Source organism: Actinomadura logoneensis (assembly GCF_003428695.1).
In the GTDB taxonomy this organism is placed as follows: domain Bacteria; phylum Actinomycetota; class Actinomycetes; order Streptosporangiales; family Streptosporangiaceae; genus Spirillospora; species Spirillospora logoneensis.
Map to the genome: position 1 here is coordinate 1 of NZ_QURH01000857.1, position 5612 is coordinate 5612.

The window sequence follows — 5612 nt, forward strand, 5'->3', positions numbered from 1 at the left end:
CGGCCCCGACCCGCGGCCGGAGAACGGCGCGGGCGCCGCGGCCGACGCGCAGCGGCCGCTCGCGGTCCGGATGCGTCCGCGCGCCCTGGACGAGGTGGTCGGCCAGCAGCACCTGCTCGGCCCCGGCACCCCCATCCGGCAGCTCGTGGAGCGCGACGCGCCGATGTCCCTGGTGCTGTGGGGGCCGCCCGGAACCGGCAAGACCACCCTGGCGACCGTGGTGAGCCACGTCACCAGCCGCCGCTTCGTGGAGGTCTCCGCCGTCACCGACGGGGTCAAGCGGGTCCGCGCCGAGATCGACCTGGCCCGCCGCGAGCTCGGCATGACGGGCCGCCAGACCGTCCTGTTCGTCGACGAGGTGCACCGCTTCAACAAGGCCCAGCAGGACGCGCTGCTGCCCGCCGTGGAGAACCGCTGGGTCTCGTTCATCGGCGCGACCACCGAGAACCCGTTCTTCTCGGTGATCAGCCCGCTGCTGTCCCGGTCGCTGCTGCTCACCCTGGAGCCGCTCGCCGGGGACGACCTGCGCGAGGTGGTCCGCCGCGCGCTCGCCGACGAGCGCGGCCTGGCCGGCGCGGTCGCCCTCGACCCCGCCGCCGAGGACCACCTGATCAGGATCGCCGGCGGCGACGCCCGCCGCACCCTCACCTACCTGGAGGCGGCGGCGATGGTCGCCGGGGACGGCGGGACCGTCGACGTGGCCGTGCTGGAGCGCGCCGTCGACCGGGCCGCCGTCCGCTACGACCGCGACGGCGACCAGCACTACGACGTCATCAGCGCGTTCATCAAGAGCATCCGCGGCAGCGACGCCGACGCCGCCCTGCACTACCTCGCCCGCATGATCGAGGCCGGCGAGGACCCCAGGTTCATCGCCCGGCGGCTGATCGTGCACGCCAGCGAGGACGTCGGCATGGCCGACCCGTCCGCGCTGCAGACCGCCGTCGCCGCCGCGCAGGCGGTCGAGTTCGTCGGCCTCCCCGAGGCCCGCATCAACCTCGCGCAGGCCGTGATCCACCTGGCCGTCGCGCCCAAGTCCAACGCCGTGGTCGTCGCGGTGGACGAGGCGCTCGGCGACGTCCGCAAGGGGCTGGCCGGGCCGGTCCCCGGGCACCTGCGTGACGCGCACTACAAGGGGGCGGCGAAGATCGGCCACGGCGCCGGGTACAAGTACGCCCACGACCACCCCGGCGGGGTCGTCCGGCAGCAGTACGCGCCCGACAACGTGCACGGACGCGAGTACTACCGGCCCACCCGGCACGGCGCGGAGGCTCGTTTCACGGAGGTTCTGGGACGAATCCGGGCGGTGCTGCGGGGCACGTCCCGCCCGAAGGAGAACTGAGCCGCCCACCGGAGGAGAACCGGGCCGCCCTCCGGAGGAGAACCGGGACGCGGCCCGGGACATCCTCCGCCGGAGCGGCGGCCGGTGGCCCGCCCACGGGCCCGGACCACGGTAAGGTCAGTCAGACCAGCCCGGCCGTGGCCGAACCCGCGTACAGACGACACAGCGAACGGAAAGCCCTGATGCTCACTGGTGGACAGTTGGCAGGTCTCATCGTGGCCGTCTTCTGGGCGGTGCTGGTCTCCTTCCTCGCCTACACCCTCCTCAAACTCGCCCGGCTGCTCGGCGAGGCGACCGAGATGGTCGCCGACCTCGGCGAGCAGGCCGGTCCGCTGATGGACGACATGGCCAACACCCTGCGCCGCGCCAACGAGCAGCTCGGCCGCACCGACGTGATCACCAAGCAGGTCGGCTCGGTCACCCAGAACGTCTCGGCGGTCACCACCGTGATGACCTCGGTCGTCGGCGGGCCGCTGGTGAAGGCCGCCGCGTTCTCCTACGGGGTGCGCAGGGCCCTGGCGAACCGGTCGGGCGAGGAACGGCCGCCGAGCCGCCCCGAGCTCCCGGCGCAGGGCTCCCGCTCCGGGTCGAACGGCGCGCGCGGCGGATCGAACGGCGCGCGCGGCGGCTCCGGCACCTCCGGACGCGGCGGGAGGCGGCGGTGAAGCGGCTGTTCTGGCTCTCGGTCGGCGCGGGCGCGGGCGTCTACGCCTCGCACCGGGTCAAGCGGCGCGTCGAGCGCCTGGCCCGCGAGTGGTCCCCGGAGGGCGTCGCCGTCCGGGCCGTCCACGCCGGGCAGGGCGCGGGCCGAAGGCTGCGCGACTTCGCCGCCGAGGTGCGGGCGGAGTCCGCGGCGCGCGAGGAGGAGCTGCGGGAGGCGGTCGGCCTCGACCAGACCCTCCCCGAACCCGAGGAGCCCCGCGGCAGCCGCCGGGTCCTGCGGGCGCGTTACACGATCGTCAACGACAAGGATGGCCACTGATATGGAGTCGGCAGAGGTCGCACGCCGCTTCCTCAAGTTCTTCGAAGAGCGCGGGCACTTGGTGGTGCCCTCGGCCAGCCTGGTCGCCGAGGACCCGACCCTCCTGCTGGTGAACGCCGGGATGGTCCCGTTCAAGCCGTACATGCTCGGCCAGCGGACGCCGCCGTCGCAGCGGATGACCAGCTCCCAGAAGTGCGTGCGCACCCCGGACATCGACGAGGTCGGCAAGACCACCCGGCACGCCACGTTCTTCCAGATGCTGGGCAACTTCTCGATCGGGGACTACTTCAAGGAGCAGGCGATCCCGTTCGCCTGGGACCTGCTGACCAAGCCGCAGTCCGACGGCGGGTTCGGGTTCCCCGAGGAGCGGCTCTGGGTCACCGTCTTCCACGACGACGACGAGGCCGCCGAGATCTGGAACAAGAAGGTCGGCGTCCCCGCCGAGCGCATCCAGCGCCGCGGGATGGCCGACAACTTCTGGTCCATGGGCGTCCCCGGGCCGTGCGGCCCGTGCTCGGAGATCTACTACGACCGCGGCCCGGAGTACGGCCGCGAGGGCGGCCCGGTCGTCGACGAGGACCGCTACCTCGAAGTGTGGAACCTGGTGTTCATGCAGTTCGAGCGCGGCGCCGGCGAGGGCAAGGAGGACTTCCCGATCCTCGGCCCGCTGGCCCACCGCAACATCGACACCGGCATGGGCCTGGAGCGGATGGCCGCCGTCCTGCAGGGCGTCGAGAACATCTACGAGACCGACACCCTGTGGCGGGTCCTGGACCGCGCCGCCAAGCTCACCGGCACGTCCTACGGGCGCGAGCACCGCGCGGACGTGTCGCTGCGGGTCATCGCCGACCACGTCCGGTCCGGCACGATGATGGTCGCCGACGGCATCCGCCCCGGCAACGAGGGCCGCGGCTACGTGCTGCGCCGCATCCTGCGCCGCTCGATCCGCAACCTGCGGCTGCTCGGCGCGCAGGACGCCGGGCTCATGCACGAGCTGACCGACGTCGCGATCAGGGCGATGGGCGAGCAGTACCCGGAGCTGATCCGCACGGCCGCCAACATCCACACGGTGATCGACGCGGAGGAGGAGTCCTTCCTCTCCACGCTGCGCACCGGCACCGCGATCTTCGACACGGCCGTCGCCGAGACCCGGGGCGCGGGCGCCAAGGTCCTCGCGGGCGAGCAGGCGTTCAAGCTGCACGACACCTACGGCTTCCCGATCGACCTCACCCTCGAGATGGCCGCCGAGCAGGGCCTGTCGGTGGACGAGGACGGCTTCCGCCGGCTCATGAAGGAGCAGCGCGACCGCGCCAAGCAGGACGCGCGCGAGAAGAAGACCGGCAACCTGGACGTCTCGGTCCTGGACGCCCTGCTCACCGAGGCGGGCGGACAGGTCGACTTCATCGGCTACGGCCACCTGATCGGCGAGGCCCGGCTGGTCGGCCTGCTGGTGAACGGCGCGAACGTGCCCGCCGCCGGCGAGGGCGCCGAGGTCGAGGTCGTCCTCGACCGCACCCCGTTCTACGCCGAGGGCGGCGGCCAGCTCGCCGACACCGGCGTGATCCGGCTCGGGAGCGGCGCGCACATCGAGGTCCGCGACGTCCAGTCGCCGCTGAAGGGCCTGATCGTGCACCGCGGCGTGGTGCGCGGCGGCGAGGCGCGCGCGGGCGACACCGCCTACGCCGAGGTGGACGTCGAGCGCCGGCACGCGATCTCCCGCTCGCACTCGGCGACCCACCTGGTGCACGCCGGGTTCCGGCGCGCGCTCGGCGAGTCCGCCGCGCAGGCCGGCTCGGAGAACTCGCCCGGCCGGTTCCGGTTCGACTTCACCGCCTCCGGCGCCGTCCCGGTGAGCGTGCTGCGCGACGTCGAGGACGAGGTCAACGAGGTCCTGATCAACGACCTGGACGTCCGCGCGTTCCACACCTCGATCGACGAGGCCCGCGCCATGGGCGCGCTCGCCCTGTTCGGCGAGAAGTACGGCGACGAGGTCCGCGTCGTGGAGATCGGCGACTACTCCCGCGAGCTGTGCGGCGGCACCCACGTCGCGCGGTCCGGGCAGCTCGGCCTGGTCAAGGTGCTCGGCGAGTCGTCCATCGGCGCCGGCGTGCGCCGGGTCGAGGCGCTGGTCGGCATCGACGCGTTCCGCTTCCTGGCGCGCGAGAGCGTGCTGGTCAACCAGCTCTCCGAGCAGATGAAGACCCGCAAGGAGGAGCTGCCCGAGCGGATCTCCGGCATCGTCACCCGGCTGCGCGAGGCCGAGAAGGAGCTGGAGAAGGTCCGCGCCCAGCAGGTGCTGCAGGCCGCGGCCGGGCTCGCCGAGCAGGCCGCGGACCTCAACGGCATCGCCTTCGTGGGCCACCGCGCCCCCGACGGCACCGGCGCCGACGACCTGCGCAAGCTCGCCGTGGACGTGCGGGGCCGCCTTCAGGGCCGTCCGGCCGTGGTGATGGTCGCGGGCGCGCCCAAGGACCGTCCGGTCGTCGTGATCGCCCTGACGGAGGGCGCGCGTGAGCGCGGCCTGAAGGCCGGGCAGCTCGTCGGGCTCGCCGCCAAGACCCTCGGCGGCGGCGGCGGGGGCAAGGACGACCTGGCCCAGGGCGGAGGCGCGGACGCCGGCAGGATCGGCGAGGCGCTGGCCGCCGTCGAACGAGCCGTAGGGGCCGCATGAGGATCGGAGTCCGCCTGGGAGTCGACGTGGGCAGCGTCCGGATCGGCGTCGCCCGCTGCGACCCCGGCGGCGTCCTCGCCTCCCCCCTGGAGACCGTGAAGGCGGGCAAGGGGGACGTCGACCGGCTGGTGCGGCTGGTCGAGGAGAACGAGGCGATCGAGGTCGTCGTGGGACTGCCGACGTCGCTGTCGGGCCGTGAGGGCCCGGCGGCGGCGTCCGCCCGCAGGTTCGCCCGGATGCTCGCGGACCGTCTACCCCCCGGGACGGTCCGGCTGTACGACGAGCGGCTGACCACGGTGACGGCCGAGAGCGGACTACGCGCCGGCGGCGTGCACGGGCAGGCCCGGCGCAAGGTCGTCGACCGGGCCGCCGCGGCGGTCCTGCTCCAGGCGGCCCTGGACGGGGAACGGCTGACCGGGCGAGCCCCCGGCGAGAGCGTCCGGCGGAGCGGGTGAGTGACGTGGACTTCTTCTCCGACCCCCCGAACGACGACGCGCAGCGCGGACGCGGCGAGCCCCGCGGCCGAGGTGGACAGCGAGGCCGGGGCGAGCAGCGCGGTCGAGGCCGGCGCCGCCGCCCCGAGGGCGGGCAGCCCGCCGAGCGGTACGACCAGCGGGCCG

General features: G+C 73.8%; 5 protein-coding genes. All 5 read left to right on the forward strand.

The genetic code is table 11. From position 1 onward, the window contains the following. The coding region (locus DZF91_RS28995) for a replication-associated recombination protein A (protein WP_407920949.1) at nucleotides 1-1339 on the forward strand (1339 nt) is incomplete at its 5' end. A 182-nt stretch (nucleotides 1340-1521) separates the two neighbouring features. Next, the gene (locus tag DZF91_RS29000; protein ID WP_117360298.1) at nucleotides 1522-2004 is read left to right on the forward strand and encodes a DUF948 domain-containing protein; all 483 of its coding nucleotides are present in this window, start codon (nucleotides 1522-1524) and stop codon (nucleotides 2002-2004) included. Beyond that, complete coding sequence (locus DZF91_RS29005) at nucleotides 2001-2321, forward strand: DUF6167 family protein (RefSeq protein WP_117360299.1); 321 nt, start codon at nucleotides 2001-2003, stop codon at nucleotides 2319-2321. Before DZF91_RS29000 ends, DZF91_RS29005 begins: the two co-directional genes overlap by 4 nt. Nucleotide 2322: 1 nt before the next feature. After that, complete coding sequence (gene alaS, locus DZF91_RS29010; protein ID WP_117360300.1) at nucleotides 2323-4992, forward strand: alanine--tRNA ligase; 2670 nt, start codon at nucleotides 2323-2325, stop codon at nucleotides 4990-4992. Continuing rightward, nucleotides 4989-5447: a Holliday junction resolvase RuvX gene (ruvX, locus tag DZF91_RS29015; protein ID WP_117360301.1), complete on the forward strand. Its 459-nt coding sequence runs from the start codon at nucleotides 4989-4991 to the stop codon at nucleotides 5445-5447. The genes alaS and ruvX overlap by 4 nt, the downstream gene beginning before the upstream one ends. Nucleotides 5448-5612: the final 165 nt, after the last annotated feature.

What these genes read in the sequence shown, in the direction of transcription:
- DZF91_RS29000 (WP_117360298.1), top strand. Translation starts at nt 1,522, where the DNA reads ATGCTCACTGGTGGACAGTTGGCAGGTCTCATCGTGGCCGTCTTCTGG.
- alaS (WP_117360300.1), top strand. Translation starts at nt 2,323, where the DNA reads ATGGAGTCGGCAGAGGTCGCACGCCGCTTCCTCAAGTTCTTCGAAGAG.
- ruvX (WP_117360301.1), top strand. Translation starts at nt 4,989, where the DNA reads ATGAGGATCGGAGTCCGCCTGGGAGTCGACGTGGGCAGCGTCCGGATC.